Raw genomic sequence first — 17639 nt, 5'->3', positions numbered from 1 at the left:
GGCCATGACAAATATGAACCCTCCCGGACTGATGATCTCGGCGCCCTCCTCGGGCACCGGCAAGACCACCGTGATGCTGGGCCTGTTGCGGGCGCTGGCCGAAGACGGGCTGGTGGTGCAGCCTTACAAGAGCGGGCCGGATTATATCGACCCGGCCTTTCACCTGGCGGCGGCGAAACGGCCCAGTTTCAACCTCGATACCTGGGCGATGGACGGCGGCCTGCTGGATGCAGTCACAGCGCAATCTGCGGGGGCGGAGATCTGCGTCGGAGAAGGCTCCATGGGCCTTTATGACGGTGTGGCGACGCGCGGGCAGTCGGGCTTTGGCTCCTCCGCCGAGACCGCCAAGCGGATGGGCTGGCCGGTGGTGCTGGTGGTAGACGTGGGCGGACAGGCGCAATCGGCGGCGGCCACGGCGCTGGGGTTCAAGAATTATGACACCGAAGTGCCCTTTGCCGGGGTGATCCTCAATCGTGTTGCCAGCCCGCGCCATGAGCGGCTGACCCGGCTGGGGATGGAGAAGGCGGGCATCAAGGTGCTCGGCTCCCTGCCCCGGCGCGGCGATCTGGCTTTGCCGGAGCGGCATCTGGGTCTGATCCAGGCGGTGGAGCATCCCGATCTGGAAGCCGCCATCGCGGGCTATGCGGCGTTCCTGCGCGAGAATGTCGACCTCGACGCGATCAAGGCGGCAGCGCTGGCGGGGCCTGCCCCCGCCCCGGCGCGCCTGCCCAAGCCACCTGCCCAGCGGATTGCGCTGGCGCGGGATGCGGCGTTTTCCTTCACCTATCCGCACCTGCTGGAAGGCTGGCGCGCGGCGGGGGCAGAGATCCTGCCGTTCTCGCCGCTGGCTGATGAGGCCCCCGCGGCAGATGCCGATCTGGTCTGGCTGCCCGGCGGCTACCCGGAATTGCACGGCGGCACGCTGGCGGCGGCGGAGACCTTCCGCGCCGGTGTCCGCAAGCACGCCGAGACCAAACCTGTGCATGGCGAATGCGGCGGCTACATGGCCCTGGGCGAGGCGCTGATCGACAAGGAGGGCAACCGCCACCGGATGCTGGGCCTCTTGGGCCTCGTGACCTCCTACGAGAAGCGCAAGTTCCACCTTGGCTACCGCCGTGCGGTGCTTCAGGCGGCGATGCCCGGATTTGACGCAGGCACAGCACTGCGCGGCCATGAGTTCCATTATTCGACCATTCTGGAAGAACCTGACGCGCCGCTGGCCAATGTCATGGATGCCGACGGCGGCCCGGTGCCAGAGACCGGCTCGATCAAGGGCCATGTTACCGGCACGTTCTTTCACCTGATCACGGGAGAGCGCGCATGAGCGGTTTTGTCTCCTTTGTCTCCTCCGGTCCGGGCGACCCGGAGCTCTTGACCGTGAAGGCGGTGAAGCGGCTGGAGGCTGCGGATGCGGTGCTGTTTGACGACCTGTCCTCGGGGCCGATCCTGACCCATGCCCGCGCCGACGCGGATCTGGTGGGCGTGGGCAAACGGGCCGGACGTCCCTCCCCCAAGCAGGACCATGTGAGCCAGCTTCTGGTGGATTATGCCCAAAGTGGGCTGCATGTGGTGCGGCTGAAATCGGGCGATTCCGGTGTCTTTGGCCGGCTGGAGGAAGAAATCACCGCGCTGCGGCAGGCGGGTATCGGGTTCGAGATCGTGCCCGGAGTTACCGCGGCCTCGGCAGCGGCGGCGGCGGCGAATATCCCGCTGACCCGGCGGCTGACGGCGCGGCGGTTGCAGTTCATCACCGGCCATGACGTGACCGGTGGGCTGCCCGATCAGCTGAACCTCGCCGCGCTGGCGGACCCGGATGCGACCACCGTGGTCTATATGGGCAAGCGGACCTTTGCGGCGCTGGCGGAAAAGCTGCTGGAGGCGGGGCTGCCCCCGCAGACCCATGCGCTGATTGCACTGGGGGTGTCGACGCCGGAGCAGGAGCTGCATTGCCACACGGTGGGCGAGCTGCCGGAGGTGCTGCGTGCGATGGAGACCACCGCGCCGGTGCTGATCCTCTATGGCCCGCTTGCCGATCAGCCTGCGGATCCGGCCCATGCCGCTGTGAAGGCCAAGGACGACCACTGACCGGCCGTCACCGCGCGGTTCCTGCGCCCGGACCAGAGGTCATCCCGCTCTGAGCGCGCCACACCCTGCCCGTGTTTCGCGGGTGGGGCATTTCCATTTTCGCGTGTTCGCCGCAGCTGACCCAAGGGCGCGTCGCAATCGCCTTCTCCGGGGCCGGATTCAAACTTGACCGAGTCGGGGCGCAGGGGCCACATAGGCGCCATATGGTGTCCAACGGCGCGAAGCGTCAGGACTGAAACGGGAATGAGGAACGGTGGACCCAATTGCGGCACCGAAGCCTCAACCGCCCCCGCGACTGTGAGCGGCGAGCAGCTTTCCAACACCCACTGGCCAACTGGCTGGGAAGGGGGAAAGCAAGCAGCGACCCGCGAGTCAGGAGACCGGCCATACCACATAATCAACCCGTCGGGTGAGACGGAGAGGAGACAGATATGCATATCGAACCGGGCATCGTTGATGCCACCAAAATTGGCTTGTCCTATGCCACCGCAGCCGGTGCCGCGACCTATGCTGCAAAAGAGACCTTTGTGGATCTGAAAAGGACCAATATCGCCTCCTACGCGATGCGCGCGATGATCGCGACCGTGGGTGTGCTGGTGTTCTTTGAAGTGCTGCCGCATTTCCCGGTGGGCGTCTCCGAGGTGCATTTCATTCTCGGCTCGACCCTGTTCCTGATCCTCGGGTCCGCGCCTGCGGCCTTTGGTCTGGCGATGGGTCTGCTGATCCAGGGCGTGTTCTTTGCGCCGTTTGATCTGCCGATGTACTTCATCAACCTGACCACGCTCTTGGTGCCACTGTTTGCGCTGCAGGCGCTGGCCAGCCGTATCATCGCGCCGGGCACCGCCTATATCGACCTGAAATACAGCCAGGCGCTGGCATTGAGCACCGCCTATCAGGGCGGCGTGGTTGCCTGGGTGGCGTTCTGGGCCTTCTACGGTCAGGGATTTGGCAGCGCGACCGTGACCTCGGTGCTGAGCTTTGGCGGCGCCTATATGCTGGTCATCCTGATCGAGCCGATTGCCGATCTGGCCGTTCTGGCGGCGGCAAAGGCGACGCGTGGCCTCAATGGCAGCGCGCTGGTCACGCCGCGTCTTTACAACAACGCCTGATCCTTGGCACATGAGTGAACCGGCACGGCCCCGCCTTCGGGGCCGTGTTTTCGTCTGAAAGGCCCCGCAATGATTGACCTCACCCTGATCGGCATTGGCACCGGCAACCCGCAGCATCTGACCCTGCAGGCCGTTGAGGCACTGAACGCGCAGGATCTGATCCTGATCCCCAACAAAGGGGCCGGCAAAGATGATCTGGCGGGACTGCGACAGGCGATCTGCGCCGAGGCGATCCGCAGTCGCGGACAGCAGGGCGATGGCCCCCGTATCGTGGAATTCGACCTGCCGGTGCGCGATGAGGCGACACAGGATTACCGCCAACGGGTGGATGACTGGCATGACGCCATTGCCGAAATCTGGTGGCAGACCATCACCAGCCACCTGCCCGAGGGCGGCGCGGTCGGGTTTCTGGTCTGGGGGGATCCGTCGCTCTATGACAGTACGATGCGGATTGCGGACCGGCTGAAAACACGGGCCGAGATTGCCCTGCGCGTCATTCCCGGCATCACCTCCATTCAGGCGCTGACGGCGGCGCATGCGATCCCGATCAATACGATCAACGGCCCCTTCACCATCACCACCGGACGACAGCTGCGCGATGCCGGCTGGCCTGCCACTGCGGATACCGTGGTTGTGATGCTGGATGGCGCCTGTTCGTTCCAGTCTCTTGAGGCTGACGGCATCGACATCTGGTGGACGGCCTATGCCGGCATGGCGAATGAGATTTCGATCTCGGGTCCGCTGGCCGAGGTCACCGATCAGATCATCGAGACCCGTGCCAAGGCGCGTGCGGATCACGGCTGGATCATGGATATCTACCTGCTGCGGCGCAGCTGACAACAGCTGCGCAGATGTCCGGTCTCGCGCTCGGCGATGACTGTGGCCATGCGCTTGAGCTTAGGGCAGCTGGAGTGGCGGGGAGACAGGGATTCGAACCCTGGGAACGCTCTCACGTTCAACGGTTTTCAAGACCGCCGCATTCGACCACTCTGCCACCTCCCCGGTCGGCGCCGGGTTTAGGCGCTGGTTGCCGTTCTGGCAAGAGGGAATTGCAGCGGGCGGCATTTCTGCAGCGCCGTGCTCAGCCGCTGTTGGCCCCCTGCGGGGATGTGGAGGGCGGGCGGATCCGCGATCTTCGAAATCTTGCCGAGCGGGCGGCGGCAGGGTTTCCATGCGATTGCCTGACGGCTATGCTGCGCCCAGCATAAGGGCGCCGGAACAACCGGTACAGGAACAGCTGACGCCGGAGCAACCGGCTCGGGGTGGGTGACTGGTCATATGGCTGAGCACAAGACCGGGCGCGGGACGCCGTCAGATACAGGCAAGGAAGCACACATGGTTCACGCTATGTCGACACGGAAACACAGCGCGCGACGCCTCGGTGCGCCGCGTCGCGGGGCGCGGCTGGCTGCGGCATTGGCCGGGCTTATGATCCTTGGTGCCTGCGAGGACGGCCCCGGGCTGGCCTTTCTGAAACCAAAGGCGCAGGACGCGGGCGCCGTCACGCCCTCAAGCAGCACCCGGCTGGTGGAACGCGAGGTCGAGGCGCCGGAAGTGTTCCAGGTGACCGAAGCGGGTCTCTGGGATGGTCGCCCGTCGCTGGGCGGGGTCTGGGTGGCGCATCCGGATGCCGAAGATCCCGAACAGGTGATCATCCGCAATCAGGCCAATGGCAAATTTGTAATCGGCGCGCTGTTCCGGCGCGAGCGGGAGATCCCCGGCCCCCGGTTACAGGTCTCCTCCGATGCCGCCGAGGCGCTTGGCATGCTGGCGGGCGCGCCGGTTGAACTGAATGTGACCGCCCTGCGCCGCGAAGCTGTGGCCGACCCGGATCAACCTGCGCCGGAGCTGCTGGATGACGCGGATATCGCAATCAGCGATGCCGCTGACATCGACATCCAGCCGCTTGATCCGATTGCCGATGCAGCCGCTGCGATTGATGCCGCAGCCCCCACCGCCATTGCCCCGGCGCCCGCCGCCGTGAGCGCAGCACCCGCTGCGACAACCAAGGTGGCGGCGACCAGCTCATCGCTGAGCAAACCCTATATCCAGATCGGCATCTTCAGCGTTGAGGCCAATGCCAAACGCACCGCCGATCAGATGCGCAACGCCGGGCTTGTGCCCTCTGTCCTGGCCCAATCCAGCAACGGCAAGCCGTTCTGGAGGGTGCTTGTGGGTCCGGCTCAATCGAAATCAGAACGCAGTCAGCTGCTGAAGAGCGTAAAGGACGTCGGCTTCTCCGATGCCTATGCGGTCACCAATTGACCCTGCCTGTGCGGCGCTGCCTGACCTGACCAATCGGAAAGACGACCCTGTCATGACCTTTCTTCCCTCCCCGTTTCGCTCTGCCTTGAAACTGACCTGTGCGGCTGGCCTTCTGGTCAGCCTCTCGGCGCTGTCGGCGGCGGCTTTTGATACCCGCGCCCGCGCCGCCTATGTGCTGGATCAGGAAACCGACACGGTGCTGCTGGCCAAGAACGCCGATCTGGCGCTGCCGCCTGCGTCGATGTCGAAGCTGATGACGCTCTATGTGGCGTTTGAGGCGATCCGCGATGGCCGCCTGACGCTGGATGAGCGCCTGCCGGTCAGTGAACACGCGATGAGCTACAAGGGCTCGACCATGTTCCTCAACACCCAGGACCGGGTCCGGGTGGAGGATCTGTTGCGCGGGATCATCGTGCTGTCAGGCAATGATGCCTGTGTGGTGCTGGCCGAAGCGCTGAGCCCGGATGGCACCGAGGCGGGGTTTGCCCGCTACATGACCAAGCGGGCGCAGGAAATGGGGATGGAGAATTCCACCTTTGCCAATTCCAACGGCTGGCCCGCCGCCGGGCACCGTATGTCGGTGCAGGATCTGGCGATTCTGGCGGAAAAGCTGATCGAGGATTTCCCCCAGTATTATCCGCTGTTTGCCGAGCGGGAGTTTGAATTTGATGGCCGCGCGCCCTCCAATGTGCGCAACCGCAACCCGCTGCTGGGTCTGGGCATTGGCGCGGATGGTCTGAAGACCGGTCACACATCCGAGGCGGGATATGGTCTGGTGGGCTCCGCGGCACAGGGTGACCGACGGGTGATTTTTGTGATCACCGGTCTGGACAGCACCACCGCCCGCGCAGAGGAGGCCGAGGCCATCGTTAACTGGTCGTTTCGCCAATTTGCCAAAAAAACGGTGGCTAAAGCGGGTGTTCCGGTCGCAGAAGCCGAGGTCTGGCGCGGGGCAGAGACAACCGTAGGGCTGGTGCCTGCCGAGGATCTGAATGTGTTGTTGCCTGCGCTTGCGGGCCGCGAAATCACCGGCGAGGTGGTCTATACCGGGCCGATTGATGCCCCCATCGAAAAGGGCCAGAAGCTGGCCGAGCTGGTGCTGCAACCGGATGAGCTGCCCGAGGTGCGCCTGCCGCTGGTGGCGGAGAAGGACATTCCGACCGGCGGCTTTCCGGTGCGGGTGAAAACCGCAGCCCAGGTGCTGGTGAAACGCTTCCTCAGCGGTCCCGAGGTCAGCCAGTGACAGCAGCCAAACCTGCCGCTGGCTCCGATGGTGCCTCTGCTTACCCCGGCCTGTTCGTGACCTTTGAGGGCATCGACGGGTCCGGCAAATCGACACAATGCCGGCTGCTGGCCGAGGCGCTGGAGGCGCGTGGCCATGAGGTGGTGCTGACCCGTGAGCCGGGAGGCTCCGATGGTGCCGAGGAAATCCGCCGTCTGGTGCTGGAGGGGGATCCTGACCGCTGGTCTGCGGAGACCGAGCTGCTGTTGTTCACGGCGGCACGGCGCGACCATATGGAACGGCGGATCCTGCCTGCGCTGGCGGCAGGCAAGGTGGTGGTCTGCGACCGCTTTGCCGATAGCACCCGGATGTATCAGGGGCTGTCGCGCGGCGATCTGCGCGCCAGCGTCGACCAGCTGCACGCGCTGATGATCGGGCAGGAACCGGATCTGACCGTGCTGATCGACATGGACCCGGCCAAGGGGCTGGCCCGCGCCAAGGGGCGTCAGGGCAGCGAGGAGCGGTTTGAGGATTTCGGTCTGAATCTGCAACAGCAGATGCGCGCAGGGTTTCTAGCGCTGGCGGAGGAGTTTGCCGACCGGTTTCGCGTCATTGACGGGGACCGCCCGATTGAGCTGGTGGCCGAGGATGTGCTGGCGACCGTCACCCCGTCGCTGCCCGGCGTGACCTCAGCCGCCGCAGAGAATGGCGCGGCGAGATGAGCAAGGATGACGCCCCCCTGCGCGCGGATCAGACCGTTGGCGCGCCGCACCCGCGCGAGACGGTTCAACTGTTCGGACAGGATCAGGCAGAGCAGGATTTCCTGACCGCCTTCAATTCGGACCGGCTGCATCACGGCTGGCTCGTGACCGGACCGCAGGGTGTGGGCAAGGCGACGCTGGCCTGGCGGATCGCGGCCTTTCTGCTGGCGCAGCCCCCGGCGGAGGATGCCGGTCTGTTTGGCGCGCCGCCGCCTGCCACCTCGCTGGAGATTGGCGCGGACCACCCGGTAAAGCATCGTATTCAGGCGCTGGCGGAGCCGGGGCTGGCCTCGATCACCCGCAGCATCAACGACAAGGGAAAGCTGCGCGATCAGATCGTGGTCGATGACATCCGCGCACTGAACAAGTTCTTTGGCCTGTCGGCAACTGACGGCGGGCGCCGGGTGGTGATTGTCGATGCCGCCGACGAGATGAACACCAGCGCCGCCAACGCGCTGCTGAAGATGCTGGAGGAGCCGCCTGCCCGCACGACGCTCTTGCTGGTGTCGCATCAGCCCTCGCGGCTGTTGCCGACGATCCGGTCGCGCTGTCGCCTGCTGCGGCTGTCGCCGCTGGGGCCTGAGGATATGCTGGCCGCGCTCAATCAGGCGGGGGCCGAGCTGCCCGGTCAGGCCGATCATCTGGCCGCATTGGCCAATGGCTCTGTCGGGGCGGCGCTGCGGCTGCTGAACCTTGGCGGCCTACAGGCCTATAGCGATGTGGTGCGGCTGCTGGACAGTATGCCCCGGCTGGATCGGCAGCGCGCCATGGCGCTGGCGGAACAGGCCGCAGCGCGCGGTGCGGCCGACAAATTCGAGCTGCTGCTGACGCTGATCGACACCGCGCTGGCGCGTCTGGCGCGCACCGGGGCCACCGGAATGGCGCCGCAGCCGGAGGCCGCCCCGCAGGAGGCCACAGTGCTGTCGCGGCTTTCTCCAACACCGCAGAAGGCGCGGGCCTGGGCGGATCTGGCAGCGCAGGTGACAGCCCGGATGCGCCACGGTCAGGCGGTGAACCTTGACCCCGCAGCACTTGTTCTAGATACGGTTTTCAAGATGCAGGACACTGCGGCGCGCTGATCCGGGCGACCGGACCGCCCCGCAGGACGCGACAGAGAGCACAGATGACCGAGAGCCTTTCCCCCATGCCCCCGTCCATCACGGACAGCCATTGCCATCTGGATTTCCCCGATTTCGAGGGCGAGCTGGACGCGCTGATCACGCGCGCGGCAGAGGCCGGTGTCACCCGGATGGTCACTATCTGCACCAAGCTGCGCAATGAACCCACCGTGCGCGCCATCGCCGAAGCGCATGCGCCGGTGTTCTATGCCGCCGGCACCCACCCGATGAGCGCCGCAGATGAGCCTCTGGTGTCGGTTGATGAGCTGGTGACGCTGGCGCAGCATCCCAAGTTTGTCGGCATCGGCGAGACCGGGCTGGACTATCACTATACCGCTGAGAGTGCTGAGGTGCAGAAGACATCGCTCAGGACCCATATCACGGCAGCGCGAGAAACCGGCCTGCCGCTGATCATCCATGCCCGCGCGGCGGATGATGATATGGCGATGATCCTGCGCGATGAGATGGCCAAGGGCGCATATACCTGCGTCATGCACTGCTTCTCCTCCTCGCCCGAACTGGCACGGGCGGCGCTGGATCTGGGGTTCTACCTGTCGATGTCGGGCATCGCCGCCTTCCCCAAGAGCCAGGAGCTGCGCGATATTTTTGCCGCCGCCCCCTTGGAGCGTATTCTGGTGGAAACCGACGCGCCCTATCTGGCGCCGCCCCCCTATCGCGGCAAACGCAATGAGCCGGCCTATACCGCCCATACCGCCCGCGTGGGTGCCGAGGTGTTTGGTGTGGACTACGCCGATTTTGCCGCGCAGACGCAGGCAAATTTCGACCGGCTGTTCTGGAAAGCCGCCCAATATGAGGCTGCCGCCTGATGGGCGTGCTGCGCTTTACCATTCTGGGCTGCGGCTCCTCCGGTGGGGTGCCGCGTCTTGGCGGGCATTGGGGCGCCTGCGACCCGACCAATCCGCGCAACACCCGGCGGCGCTGTTCGCTGCTGGTGGAGCGTGAGGGGCCGGAGGGCACCACAACGGTGCTGATCGACACCTCCCCGGATATGCGAAGCCAGTTGCTGGACAGTGGTATCGGGCGGCTGGACGGCGTGGTCTACACCCATTCCCATGCCGACCATGTGCATGGCATCGACGATCTGCGCATGATCGTCTTCAACATGCGCGACCGCATTCCGGTCTATGCCGATGGCGAAACGCAGAACGCGCTGCTGTCGCGGTTCGGCTATGCCTTTGTGCAGCCTGAAGGCTCTCCCTACCCGCCCATTCTGGACCTGCGCAGCATTGATGGGCCGCTGACCATCTCCGGCCCCGGTGGCGATATCACCCTGCGCCCGTTTGAGGTCAACCACGGCTCCATGGATGCGCTGGGGTTCCGCATTGGCGATCTGGCCTATCTGCCAGATGTGGCCAAGATCCCCGACAGCGCGCTGGTGGAATTGCAGGATCTGGACTGCTGGATTCTGGATGCGCTGCGCCGCAAGCCACATCCCACCCATCTGTCGCTGGACGAGGCGCTGGAGTGGATCGACCGGATGGCCCCAAAACGCGCGGTGCTGACCAATATGCACATTGATCTCGATTATGCCGAGGTCGCCGCAGAGACCCCCGATCACATCGACCCGGCCTATGACGGGATGGTGATCGAATACCCGATCTGATCCGCGTCCGCCGGTGGGCAGACCCCTCTCCCGCCGATAGGAAGGCACGTCATGTTTCAGAGCCTGATTGATGTCATCCTGCCGGTATTTCTGGTCATCGGTGCGGGGTATATCGCCACCCGGCGGGGGTATTTTCAGGCCAGTCATGTCGATGGGCTGATGAAATTCACCCAGAGCTTTGCCATCCCCTGCCTGTTGTTCCGCGCCATTGCGACGCTGGATCTGTCGGCGAGTTTCGATCCGCGCCTGCTGATCAGTTTCTACACCGGCGCCGCGGCCTGTTTCTGTCTGGGCATGGCGGGCGCGCGGCTGATTTTCAAACGCGACTGGGAAGATTGCGTGGCCATCGGGTTTTGCTGCCTGTTCTCCAATTCGGTCCTGCTGGGGCTGCCGATCACGGAACGGGCCTATGGTGCCGACAATCTGACCGGCAACTATGCGATCATCGCCTTTCACTCGCCGTTTTGCTACGGGCTGGGGATCACGGTGATGGAGATCGTGCGCAGCCGGGGCGCTGGCAGCAGCAAGACGGTGAAGGCCGTGCTGAGCGCGATGTTCAAGAATGTGCTGATCCTGGGCATCGCCCTGGGGTTTGTCGTCAATCTCTCGGGCCTGTGGATCCCGCAGGCGGTGGATGAGGCGCTGTCGCTGGTCATTCGCGCCGCCCTGCCTGCGGCGCTGTTCGCACTGGGGGGTGTGCTGGTGCAATACCGGCCAGAGGGCGATCTGCGCGCCATTGGCTTTGTCTGCGCGATCTCATTGATGGTGCATCCGGCAATTGTCTGGAGCATGGGCACGGCGCTGAAGGTGCAGCCGGATCTGTTCCGCTCCGGCGTGCTGAACGCGGCCATGGCGCCGGGGTTCAACGCCTATATCTTTGCCAATATGTATGGGCGCGCGAAACGGGTGGCGGCCTCCTCGGTGCTGATTGCGACCGGCAGCTGTATCCTGACAGTCTGGCTGTGGCTGCTGATCCTGGGCTGAGGGGACAAACAAACAGGGGCGCCGCAGCGCCCCCGATGGTCTGTTTCCATGGTGCCGGTCAGTCGCCGTCCGCCACCCCGGCCTGACGCAGCCGCGCGCGACGGGCGCGGTAGCTGGGCAGGATCACCAGAATGGCTGCCAGCCCCAGCAGGCCGATGGTCATCGGGCGTTCCATCAGGAAGCCCAGCCCATCATAGAGCTGCATCGAGCGGGAGAAATTATCCTCCAGCATCGACCCCAGGATGAAGCCGATCAGCAAGGGCGCAAGCGGATAGTCGGCAAAGCGCAGCACCGTGGCACAGATCCCCAGCCCCACAAGGATCAGCAACTCTGTCGCATTGTTCTGCCCGATATAGGCCCCCATCAGCGTAAAGAAGAAGATGAAGGGGATCAGGTAGTTGCGCGGGACCGCCAGCACCTTGGCAATATAGGGGATCAGCGGCAGATTGAGGATCAGCAGGACCAGATTGCCGACATACATCGAGATGATCACGGCCCAGAAGATCTCCGGCTCATCCACCATCAGGCGCGGACCGGGCGAAACATTAAGCGCAATCAGCGCGCCCAGAAGGATCGCAGTGGTGCCGGAGCCGGGAATGCCCAGCGTCAGCAGTGGCACAAAGGAGCCGGTGCAGGCCGCGTTATTGGCGCTTTCGGGCGCGGCGAGGCCTTTGATCGAGCCTTTGCCGAACTCTTTCTGTTCGTCCTTAGGCGCGATATTGCGCTCCACCGCGTAGCCCAGGAAGGAAGCGATGGTGGCTCCGGCCCCCGGCAGGACGCCGATCAGAAAGCCCTGGATCGACTGACGGCCAATCACCGGCGCGATGGACTTGGCCTCCGCTCTGGTGATGCGCAGATCCTTGATCTCGCTGCTGCCGCCTTCGCTGGCAGAGCGGCTGGGATCAAGCACCAGATAAAGCGCCTCCGGCAGGGCGAACATCGCCATCGCCAGCGTGATGAAACCGAAGCCCGACTGAAGATCCATGATGCCCATGGTAAAGCGGGGCATGTTGAACAGCGCGCCCTCGCCCACGGTGGCCATGATCAGGCCAAGCACGGTCATCAGCAGCGCCTTCACCACCTGGCCGGTCCCCGCAAAGGCGGCGATGGCCGACAGCCCCACCACCATCAAGGCGAAGTATTCGGCGGAGTGGAACAGCAGCGCGACGCTGGCCAGTGCCGGCGCGAAAATCATCAGCAGGACGGCACCAATGGTGCCGCCGCAGAAGGAGGAGATCGCGGCCACGGTCAGCGCCTTGCCGGCCTTGCCCTGCCGCGCCAGCGGATAGCCATCGAAGGACGTTGCCACTGTCGAAGCCACGCCCGGTGCGTTGATCAGGATTGACGAGGTGGAGCCGCCAAAGATGGCGCCATAATAGACCCCGGCCAGCAGGATCAGCGCCGCCGAAGGATCGCCGATGGAAATCGCCACCGGGATCATGATGGAAATGATGCTCATCGGGCCGAGACCCGGCAACATGCCGATGAAGGTGCCGATGAGGCAGCCACCGATGACCATCAGCAGGTTGCTGAGGGAAAAGGCGGTGCCGAGGCCGATCAGAATACCGTCCAGCATATCAGACTCCATTGCCAAGGAAGAGCGGCAGCGGGCGCAGGTAGATGCCCAGCACCCCCTGCACGAGATACCAGACCACACCTGCCGCAACGACGGCGATGGGGATCAGGATATGCAGCTTGCGTTCGCCCAGGATCATGGCGCTGATCACCAGAAAGCCGACGGTTGCGATCAGGAACCCAACCGGGCGCAGCGCCAGTGCATAGATCGCCATCATCGCCAGCAGTGCAACGGCCTGCCCCAGCTTGTAATCCAGCAGGCGGCGGTAATCGATGTCACCCGTCTTTGGGCCTGCATCGGATTTCTGCGGCGACAGCAGGATGATCAAAGCACAGATCACCGCCAGAACCGACAACCCCTTGGGGAAGGTGCTGGGCCAGATGGCATTGAATTTCATGAACGGCGGCAGCCCTTCGTCCATGGTGAAAAAGGCCGTGTAGCCATAGGCGAGGCTGATCATGAGGATGACCAGCGCGATCCATCGGTCGAGCGCCATGAGGCTCTCCCCCCCTTTGGTGAGATATGTTCAGAATGAAACCTGAGAGGCAGCGCGGCTCCTCCCGAAGATCTGCGCCGCCGGTTTCTGTCGTCAGAGGCGGGCGCCCGACACCTCTCGGACCGGACGCCTGTCTGCTCTGCCAGACTTAGAGGAAGCCGAGTTCCTGCATCAGGCTCTTGATGACTTCTTCCTGACCTTCCAGGAAGCTGACGAAATCATCGCCGCTGTTGTGGATGTTCACCCACCCGTTGCGGGCGCGGACCTCTTCCCATTCGGGGGTATCATACATTTTGGCCAGGGCCGCGCGATAGGCGTCGACCTTTTCCTGAGGAAGGCCGGGGGCGCCAAAGAAACCCCGCCAGTTGACGAAGGTTGCGTCGATCCCCTGTTCTTTCATCGTGGGGGCGTCTGCATAGGCCGGCACGCGGTCCTCGGCGGTGACGCCGATGATTTTCACCTCGCCTGCGTTGGCCAGATCAATCGCCTCGGAGAAACCGGTGGAGAGTGCTGCGATTTCACCTGACAGCAGCGCCGCCATGGCAACCCCGCCTGCATCATAGGGGATGTATTTCACCGCCGTCGGCTCTTCGCCTGCGGCCTTCATCACCATTGCGGCAACCAGATGGTCCATGCCACCGGGTACCGAGCCACCGCCGATGGCGGTCTTGCGCGGATCGGCCTGATAGGCGGCGATCAAATCGGACATGGAGTTGATCGGGCTGTCCTTGCCCACCACGATGGCCGCGTAATCGCCAATGGTGCCTGCGACCATGGTGAGGTCACGGAAGTTATGCGGGAAGACACCGGTCAGCGAGCGGATCACAATCGGGGTGGAGTTCACCATCAGGGTGCCGTGGTTGCTCTCGGCGTTTTCGATCAGATAGCCGATCGCCTTGCCACCGCCGCCGCCGGACATGTTCTCGTAGGAGGCATTGCCCACAAGCCCCGCCTTGGTCAGCGCCTCGCCGGTGCCGCGCGCGGTGCCGTCCCAGCCGCCGCCTGCGCCGCCGGGGATCAGAAAGTGGATGCTGTCCACCATTTCATCCGCAGAAACCGGCGCCGCAAAGGCCAGTGTCGCAGCGGTCACCGCCATCAGGGCGCGCCGGGTCAAAGTCGTTTTCATCTGTTTGTCCTCCCATTTGACAAATGGCGGCTTGGCCGCTCATGACTGGAAGGGAACACGTTAAGCTGACACAAACCTGTCACACCCGATGCTGCCGCCACCTGCCCGGCCACCTGGATGAATGGACTCCCATGCGCTTCTTGCTGGTTGAAGACAATCTTAGCCTTGCGGCCGCCGTCGAGGACCGGCTGCGGATGGATGGCCATGTGGTGGATCACGCCCCCGATCTTGCGGTGGCGGATGACTATGCGGCGACCGCGGATTACGATTTGATTTTACTGGATATTATGTTGCCAGACGGGGATGGCCGCAGCTTCTTGAAATCCCATCGCAACCGTCAGGGCACAACGCCGGTGATTGTGCTGACGGCACGGTCCGAGGTGTCGGACAGGGTTGGTGTGCTGGATCTGGGGGCGGATGACTACATCACCAAACCCTTTGATTTTTCCGAGCTGGAGGCGCGCTGCCGGGCGGTGCTGCGGCGCCATGGTGGCGGCAGTTCCAACCAGAAACGATTCGGTGCGCTGATCTTTGATCCGCTTGCCGGAACCCTGACGGTGGGCGGCAGAACCGTATCGCTGCGCAACAAGGAGCTGCGGCTGCTGGAGATTTTCATCAACGCGCCGGACCGTATCTTTTCCAAGTCGAAACTGGTGGACCGGTTGTTCTCCTATGAGGAGGACGTTTCGGAAAATGCGATCGAGGTCTATGTGGCGCGGCTGCGCAAGCATCTGGCCGGATCTGAGGTGGAGATCACCACGGTGCGCGGCCTTGGCTACCGGATGTCGCTTGCATGAGCGAGGCCATCCGCACCAGTGGGTCGATCCGGCGGCGTCTCACGCTGCAACTGGTGGGGAGTGCGGCCTTTCTGGCGTCGCTCTTGTTCTTTATCGTGCTGGTCTTCACCCGCGATGTGTCGCAGCAGACCCATGACAGCATTCTACAGGCCTCGGCCACCTCGATCATGGATTCCGTTTCGGTCCGCTCGGGCGATGTGACAGTGGATATCCCCTATGCGGCGCTGTCGATGCTGGGCAACGTCAGCAATGACCGGGTATTTTATCGCGTGGCGCAGGATCAGCTGGTGCTGACCGGTTACGACGACCTGCCCCGACCCGACCCGTTGCCGCGACAGGGGGCGCCCCGGTTTCAAACGCTGAGCTACAAGGGCGACAGCATTCGGATGGTGACGCTGGCGCGGCGGGTTTCGCTGGGCGGGCAGGCATCCGACCTGATTATTTCGGTGGCGCAGACCCGCGAGGGGCAATCGGCGCAGCTGGCGCAGCTGACACGCCGCGCCTTGCAGCTGGGGGTCGGTTTCTTTGTCATTGCCGCAGTCCTCGCGATCTGGGCGGCGCAATCCAGTGTGCGGCCGCTGGCCGAACTTGCCGGGGCGGTGTCGCGGCGCGGGCCCAAGGATCTGCGCCCGGTGCGCAGGCCCGTGCCCTCGGAGATGATCCCGCTGGTGTCCTCGCTCAACCGGTTTATCGACCGACTGCGGATTTCGCTGTCTCGGTCGGAGGATTTCATCGCCGAGGCCGCGCACCGGGTGCGCACGCCGCTGGCCACTGTGCGCACGCAGGCGGAGATCACGCTGCGCCGGGTTGAGCGGGACGAAAACCGCGCCTCGCTGCGCGAGATGATCCGCGCAATTGACGAAAGCTCGCGCGCGGCGGGTCAGCTGCTGGATCATGCGATGGTGACCTTTCGTACCGATAGCCTCTTGCGCGAAGAGGTGGATCTGGGGGCGCTCTGCCGGGAGCTTCTGAACCGGCTTCGTCCGATTGCCGAGCTGAAGGACATCGCGCTGCATTGCGACCTGCCGCAGACACCGGCCCTGTCGGGTGATCCGATCCTGATCCAGAACGCGGTGCGCAACCTCTTGGACAATGCAATCAAATATGCGCCGGGCGAAAGCGACGTGCAGGTGATCCTGCGCCGGGAGGGACAGGCGCTGCGGCTGAGCATCATCGATGAGGCTGGTGGGTTTCCGGATGGCGACACCGACGCGCTGACCGCGCGGTTTGCCCGTGGCACAAACGCCGAAGGCACCATCGGCTCCGGTCTTGGCCTTACCATCGCGCGCGAGGTGGTTGAGGCCCATGGCGGACGGCTGAGCATTGCCCCCAGCGAGGCCACCACCGGCCCGCCAGCGGCGGCCCCAAGACGGGAGGGATCATGCGTATCCTTGTATTTTCCGCTGTCGTGAGCCGCCCGGTGCGGGGTCTGTGTCTGGCGCTACTGGCGCTTGTTCAGCTGGGGATCGCAGCGCAGGCGTTTGAGATCGAAGATCGCCGTCGGTTTGGGCCTGCCGCAGCCGGGGCGGCACCAGATCTGCTGCGGGTTCTGTCAACCACAGACACCGATTTGCTGGCGCCGCTTGTCGATAGCTTCCTGCGGACGCGACCGACCGTGGTGGTGGACTATGTTGCTGTCAGCAGTGCCGAGCTGATGCGGGCGGTCGTGGAGGAGAACGCGCCGTTTGATCTGGCCGTTTCCTCGGCGCTGGATTTGCAGACCAAACTGGCCAATGACGGCTATACGCTGGCGCATCGCTCCACCACGACGGCGCAGCTGCCGGTCTGGGGCAACTGGCGCGACCATGTCTTTGCCTTCTCGCAGGAGCCTGCGTCGATTGTGCTGTCTCCGGCGGCCTTTGAGGGGCTGGAGATGCCGCGCAGCCGGCAGGCGCTGATGTCGCTCTTACGGCGATACCCCAACCGGTTCCGGGGCCGCATCGGCACCTATGATGTCGAAACCAGCGGCCTTGGCTATCTGTTTGCGACGCAGGATCTGCGCACCTCAGAGAGTTTCTGGCGGATGATGGAGATTTTCGGCAGTCTTGACCTGCGGCTCTACTGCTGTTCCGGCGAGATGATCGAGGCGGTCGCGCGGGGAGATCTGGCGATTGCCTATAACGTGCTGGGCAGCTACGCCCGCGCGCGGGATGATCTGGCGGATCGGATCGAGATCGTGGATCCGCAGGATTACACCAACATGATGCTGCGCACCGCCGTGGTGCTGAAGGGGGCAGAGCGGCCGGATCTGGCCGGCGCCTTTATCGACCATCTGCTGCGCGCGGCCTGGGGAAGCAGCCGCGATCCGGCCTATCCGTTCCCAAGGTATCCAACCGGGGCCGCCAGTCCCGAGGCGGCGCTGCGCCCGATCCAGATGGGACCGGGGCTGCTGGTGTTTCTGGACCGGCTGAAACGGGCGCGTTTTATCGAAGAATGGCGCAGCACCGTGTTGCAGAAATAAGCCCGCCTGCCGCCC

At 64.2% G+C, this 17639-nt stretch carries 17 protein-coding genes, 1 tRNA gene and 1 riboswitch; of the genes, 14 read left to right on the top strand and 4 right to left on the bottom strand.

What is annotated here, in order from left to right; translation table 11 throughout:
- Nucleotides 1-4 precede the first annotated feature (4 nt).
- The 4 genes from VWZ85_RS16765 (at nucleotide 5) to cobF (ending at nucleotide 4031) form a co-directional block, all read left to right on the top strand.
- Nucleotides 5-1324 (top strand): cobyrinate a,c-diamide synthase, encoded by a 1320-nt coding sequence (locus VWZ85_RS16765; RefSeq protein ID WP_416544058.1) that lies wholly within the window; start codon nucleotides 5-7, stop codon nucleotides 1322-1324.
- Complete coding sequence (gene cobA / locus VWZ85_RS16760) at nucleotides 1321-2085, top strand: uroporphyrinogen-III C-methyltransferase (protein ID WP_416540507.1); 765 nt, start codon at nucleotides 1321-1323, stop codon at nucleotides 2083-2085. The genes VWZ85_RS16765 and cobA overlap by 4 nt, the downstream gene beginning before the upstream one ends.
- Before the next feature lie 187 nt (nucleotides 2086-2272).
- A riboswitch (cobalamin riboswitch) is annotated at nucleotides 2273-2489 on the top strand.
- Nucleotides 2490-2516: 27 nt separating this feature from the next.
- A complete protein-coding gene (locus tag VWZ85_RS16755; protein ID WP_416534760.1) occupies nucleotides 2517-3194 on the top strand; it encodes an energy-coupling factor ABC transporter permease in 678 nt (225 codons plus the stop codon).
- A gap of 69 nt (nucleotides 3195-3263) precedes the next feature.
- Nucleotides 3264-4031, top strand: coding sequence for a precorrin-6A synthase (deacetylating) (gene cobF, locus VWZ85_RS16750; RefSeq protein ID WP_340544877.1), 768 nt, complete (start codon nucleotides 3264-3266; stop codon nucleotides 4029-4031).
- 75 nt (nucleotides 4032-4106) lie between these two features.
- Here the strand turns inward: cobF and VWZ85_RS16745 are convergent.
- A tRNA-Ser gene (locus VWZ85_RS16745) sits at nucleotides 4107-4196 on the bottom strand.
- A 333-nt stretch (nucleotides 4197-4529) separates the two neighbouring features.
- Here VWZ85_RS16745 and VWZ85_RS16740 point away from each other — a divergent pair.
- The 7 genes from VWZ85_RS16740 to VWZ85_RS16710 are packed head-to-tail and all read left to right on the top strand — an operon-like array spanning nucleotide 4530 to nucleotide 11168.
- Nucleotides 4530-5459, top strand: a complete 930-nt coding sequence (locus tag VWZ85_RS16740) for an SPOR domain-containing protein (protein ID WP_416589210.1) — start codon at nucleotides 4530-4532, stop codon at nucleotides 5457-5459.
- A gap of 52 nt (nucleotides 5460-5511) precedes the next feature.
- Nucleotides 5512-6702 carry a D-alanyl-D-alanine carboxypeptidase family protein gene (locus tag VWZ85_RS16735; protein ID WP_340544874.1) on the top strand — a complete coding sequence of 397 codons (1191 nt, stop codon included), beginning with the start codon at nucleotides 5512-5514 and terminating at the stop codon, nucleotides 6700-6702.
- Nucleotides 6699-7403 carry a dTMP kinase gene (gene tmk / locus VWZ85_RS16730; RefSeq protein ID WP_416589208.1) on the top strand — a complete coding sequence of 235 codons (705 nt, stop codon included), beginning with the start codon at nucleotides 6699-6701 and terminating at the stop codon, nucleotides 7401-7403. Before VWZ85_RS16735 ends, tmk begins: the two co-directional genes overlap by 4 nt.
- The gene (locus tag VWZ85_RS16725) at nucleotides 7400-8521 is read left to right on the top strand and encodes a DNA polymerase III subunit delta' (RefSeq protein ID WP_416589207.1); all 1122 of its coding nucleotides are present in this window, start codon (nucleotides 7400-7402) and stop codon (nucleotides 8519-8521) included. The genes tmk and VWZ85_RS16725 overlap by 4 nt, the downstream gene beginning before the upstream one ends.
- A gap of 44 nt (nucleotides 8522-8565) precedes the next feature.
- On the top strand, nucleotides 8566-9387 hold the full coding sequence (locus VWZ85_RS16720; protein WP_416589205.1) for a TatD family hydrolase: 822 nt from the start codon (nucleotides 8566-8568) through the stop codon (nucleotides 9385-9387).
- Complete coding sequence (locus tag VWZ85_RS16715) at nucleotides 9387-10184, top strand: MBL fold metallo-hydrolase (protein WP_340544870.1); 798 nt, start codon at nucleotides 9387-9389, stop codon at nucleotides 10182-10184. Before VWZ85_RS16720 ends, VWZ85_RS16715 begins: the two co-directional genes overlap by 1 nt.
- A gap of 51 nt (nucleotides 10185-10235) precedes the next feature.
- Nucleotides 10236-11168 carry an AEC family transporter gene (locus VWZ85_RS16710; protein ID WP_340544869.1) on the top strand — a complete coding sequence of 311 codons (933 nt, stop codon included), beginning with the start codon at nucleotides 10236-10238 and terminating at the stop codon, nucleotides 11166-11168.
- Between the two features lie 58 nt (nucleotides 11169-11226).
- On the opposite strand, the gene VWZ85_RS16705 is transcribed toward VWZ85_RS16710, so the two are convergent.
- The 3 genes from VWZ85_RS16705 to VWZ85_RS16695 form a co-directional block, all read right to left on the bottom strand.
- Complete coding sequence (locus VWZ85_RS16705) at nucleotides 11227-12744, bottom strand: tripartite tricarboxylate transporter permease (protein WP_340544868.1); 1518 nt, start codon at nucleotides 12742-12744, stop codon at nucleotides 11227-11229.
- A gap of 1 nt (nucleotide 12745) precedes the next feature.
- Nucleotides 12746-13240, bottom strand: a complete 495-nt coding sequence (locus VWZ85_RS16700; RefSeq protein ID WP_416534756.1) for a tripartite tricarboxylate transporter TctB family protein — start codon at nucleotides 13238-13240, stop codon at nucleotides 12746-12748.
- Between the two features lie 148 nt (nucleotides 13241-13388).
- Nucleotides 13389-14366 carry a Bug family tripartite tricarboxylate transporter substrate binding protein gene (locus tag VWZ85_RS16695; RefSeq protein WP_260090143.1) on the bottom strand — a complete coding sequence of 326 codons (978 nt, stop codon included), beginning with the start codon at nucleotides 14364-14366 and terminating at the stop codon, nucleotides 13389-13391.
- Between the two features lie 131 nt (nucleotides 14367-14497).
- On the opposite strand from VWZ85_RS16695, the gene VWZ85_RS16690 reads away from it, so the two are divergent.
- Genes VWZ85_RS16690 through VWZ85_RS16680 form a run of 3 tightly spaced genes read left to right on the top strand, consistent with a single transcriptional unit; the run spans nucleotide 14498 to nucleotide 17624 of the window.
- Nucleotides 14498-15163: a response regulator transcription factor gene (locus VWZ85_RS16690; protein WP_260090142.1), complete on the top strand. Its 666-nt coding sequence runs from the start codon at nucleotides 14498-14500 to the stop codon at nucleotides 15161-15163.
- Entirely contained in the window at nucleotides 15160-16575 is a 1416-nt protein-coding gene (locus VWZ85_RS16685) for a sensor histidine kinase (protein WP_340544864.1), read from the top strand. The genes VWZ85_RS16690 and VWZ85_RS16685 overlap by 4 nt, the downstream gene beginning before the upstream one ends.
- A complete protein-coding gene (locus VWZ85_RS16680; RefSeq protein ID WP_416589203.1) occupies nucleotides 16545-17624 on the top strand; it encodes an ABC transporter substrate-binding protein in 1080 nt (359 codons plus the stop codon). Before VWZ85_RS16685 ends, VWZ85_RS16680 begins: the two co-directional genes overlap by 31 nt.
- The last annotated feature ends 15 nt before the right edge of the window (nucleotides 17625-17639 follow it).

Origin of the sequence: Phaeobacter sp. JH20_29, assembly GCF_048056175.1 — a bacterium.
Taxonomy (GTDB): domain Bacteria; phylum Pseudomonadota; class Alphaproteobacteria; order Rhodobacterales; family Rhodobacteraceae; genus Phaeobacter; species Phaeobacter bryozoorum.
Note: the sequence above shows the minus strand (reverse complement) of the source record. Positions and strands in the feature narration are given on the sequence as shown.

Bases quoted from the DNA above. Each gene is read 5' to 3' on its own strand.
- VWZ85_RS16765 (WP_416544058.1), top strand. From the start codon at position 5: ATGACAAATATGAACCCTCCCGGACTGATGATCTCGGCGCCCTCCTCG.
- cobA (WP_416540507.1), top strand. From the start codon at position 1,321: ATGAGCGGTTTTGTCTCCTTTGTCTCCTCCGGTCCGGGCGACCCGGAG.
- VWZ85_RS16755 (WP_416534760.1), top strand. From the start codon at position 2,517: ATGCATATCGAACCGGGCATCGTTGATGCCACCAAAATTGGCTTGTCC.
- cobF (WP_340544877.1), top strand. From the start codon at position 3,264: ATGATTGACCTCACCCTGATCGGCATTGGCACCGGCAACCCGCAGCAT.
- VWZ85_RS16740 (WP_416589210.1), top strand. From the start codon at position 4,530: ATGGTTCACGCTATGTCGACACGGAAACACAGCGCGCGACGCCTCGGT.
- VWZ85_RS16735 (WP_340544874.1), top strand. From the start codon at position 5,512: ATGACCTTTCTTCCCTCCCCGTTTCGCTCTGCCTTGAAACTGACCTGT.
- VWZ85_RS16725 (WP_416589207.1), top strand. From the start codon at position 7,400: ATGAGCAAGGATGACGCCCCCCTGCGCGCGGATCAGACCGTTGGCGCG.
- VWZ85_RS16720 (WP_416589205.1), top strand. From the start codon at position 8,566: ATGACCGAGAGCCTTTCCCCCATGCCCCCGTCCATCACGGACAGCCAT.
- VWZ85_RS16715 (WP_340544870.1), top strand. From the start codon at position 9,387: ATGGGCGTGCTGCGCTTTACCATTCTGGGCTGCGGCTCCTCCGGTGGG.
- VWZ85_RS16710 (WP_340544869.1), top strand. From the start codon at position 10,236: ATGTTTCAGAGCCTGATTGATGTCATCCTGCCGGTATTTCTGGTCATC.
- VWZ85_RS16705 (WP_340544868.1), bottom strand. From the start codon at position 12,744: ATGCTGGACGGTATTCTGATCGGCCTCGGCACCGCCTTTTCCCTCAGC.
- VWZ85_RS16700 (WP_416534756.1), bottom strand. From the start codon at position 13,240: ATGGCGCTCGACCGATGGATCGCGCTGGTCATCCTCATGATCAGCCTC.
- VWZ85_RS16695 (WP_260090143.1), bottom strand. From the start codon at position 14,366: ATGAAAACGACTTTGACCCGGCGCGCCCTGATGGCGGTGACCGCTGCG.
- VWZ85_RS16690 (WP_260090142.1), top strand. From the start codon at position 14,498: ATGCGCTTCTTGCTGGTTGAAGACAATCTTAGCCTTGCGGCCGCCGTC.
- VWZ85_RS16685 (WP_340544864.1), top strand. From the start codon at position 15,160: ATGAGCGAGGCCATCCGCACCAGTGGGTCGATCCGGCGGCGTCTCACG.
- VWZ85_RS16680 (WP_416589203.1), top strand. From the start codon at position 16,545: ATGCGTATCCTTGTATTTTCCGCTGTCGTGAGCCGCCCGGTGCGGGGT.